Genomic DNA, 1,494 nt, shown 5'->3' on the forward strand with positions numbered 1-1,494 from the left:
CGACGCTGCCGCTGCGCGGCGTGCGCGGCGAGACCGTGTGGCTGCACGCCCCCGGCCACGGCCTGCTGCGGCCGGTGCGGCTGCTGCACCCGCGGCACCGTGTCTACCTGGTGCCGCGACCCGGCGACATCGTGCTGCTGGGCGCGACCGAGATCGAGAGCGAGGACCGTTCGCCGATGTCGCTGCGCAGCGCCGTCGAGCTGATGGCCGCCGCGCACAGCGTGATGCCGGCGCTGGCCGAGTCACGCATCCTGCGGCTCGACCGCAACCTGCGCCCGGCGCTGCCCGACAACCGGCCGCACATCGACGTCACGCCGCAGCGGGTGGCCGTCAACGGCCTGTTCCGTCACGGCTGGCTGCTGGCGCCGGCGCTGGTGGAGGACGCGCTGGCCGCCTGGGCAAGGCTGCGCGCCGACGCCGCGCTGCCCGGACCGGAGATCGAGCGATGAGCGGCCCGCCGGCACACGAGGACACGATGGTCACGGTGCATCTCGAGGGCCGCGGCTGCCGGCTCGCGCGCGGCAGCACGCTGGCCGACCTGCTGCGCCTGCTCGGCCAAGCGCCCGAGGCCATCACCACCGCCGTCAACGGCGAGTTCGTCGCCCGTGCCCTGCGCGCCGGCCACGTGCTGCAGGACGGCGACGAGATCCTGCTGTTCCAGCCCATCGTCGGCGGTTGAGCCCATCGATCCCCGCACGACCGCTTTTCCACGAGGACCTCCCCATGCCCCAAGCAACCCCGGCCGTCCCCCCGCCAGCCGACATGGCCAACGACGATCCCTGGCAGGTGGGCGGCGTGCGCCTGCACAGCCGTTTCCTGCTCGGCACCGCCGGCTACCCTTCTCCGGCGGTGCTGCAGGGCGCGCTGCGTGCGGCGCGCACGCAGGTGGTCACCGTGGGCCTCAAGCGCACGCTCGCGGCGGCCGGCGACAACGGCTACATCGCCACCATCCGCCAGACCCTGCGCGACACCGGCGCGCGCCTGCTGCCCAACACCGCCGGCTGCCGCACCGCGCGCGAGGCCGTGCAACTGGCGCACATGGCGCGCGAGCTCTACGACACGCCCTGGCTCAAGCTCGAGGTGGTGGGCGACGAGCACACGCTGCAGCCCGATCCGTTCGAGCTGCTGACGGCGGCCTCGCAGCTGGTGCGCGACGGCTTCACCGTGTTTCCCTACTGCACCGACGATCTCGTCAGCTGCCGTCGCCTGCTCGACGCCGGCTGCCCGCTGCTGATGCCCTGGGGCGCGCCGATCGGCTCGGGCCAGGGCCTGCTGAATCCGTTCGCGCTGCGCACGCTGCGCGAACGCCTGCCGGACACCACACTGATCATCGACGCCGGACTCGGCGCGCCCTCGCATGCCGCGCAGGCGCTGGAGCTGGGCTTCGACGCGGTCCTGCTCAACTCCGCCGTCGCGCACGCGCGCGAACCGGTGGCGATGGCGCGTGCCTCCGCCTGGCCGTCGAGGCCGGCCGCGCCGCCTGGCGGGCCGGCG

General features: G+C 74.4%; 2 protein-coding genes and 1 pseudogene. All 3 read left to right on the forward strand.

What is annotated here, in order from left to right:
- Positions 1-449 (forward strand): FAD-dependent oxidoreductase (locus Y694_RS21775; protein WP_036236687.1); only part of this gene is annotated, 449 nt, incomplete at its 5' end.
- A complete protein-coding gene (gene thiS, locus Y694_RS21780; protein WP_011829207.1) occupies positions 446-679 on the forward strand; it encodes a sulfur carrier protein ThiS in 234 nt (77 codons plus the stop codon). The genes Y694_RS21775 and thiS, both read left to right, overlap by 4 nt.
- Positions 680-723: 44 nt before the next feature.
- Positions 724-1,494, forward strand: a pseudogene (locus Y694_RS21785) (thiazole synthase); the annotation flags it as partial.

Source organism: Methylibium sp. T29-B, from assembly GCF_000576225.1.
In the GTDB taxonomy this organism is placed as follows: domain Bacteria; phylum Pseudomonadota; class Gammaproteobacteria; order Burkholderiales; family Burkholderiaceae_C; genus Methylibium; species Methylibium petroleiphilum.

Bases quoted from the DNA above. Each gene is read 5' to 3' on its own strand.
- thiS (WP_011829207.1), top strand. From the start codon at position 446: ATGAGCGGCCCGCCGGCACACGAGGACACGATGGTCACGGTGCATCTC.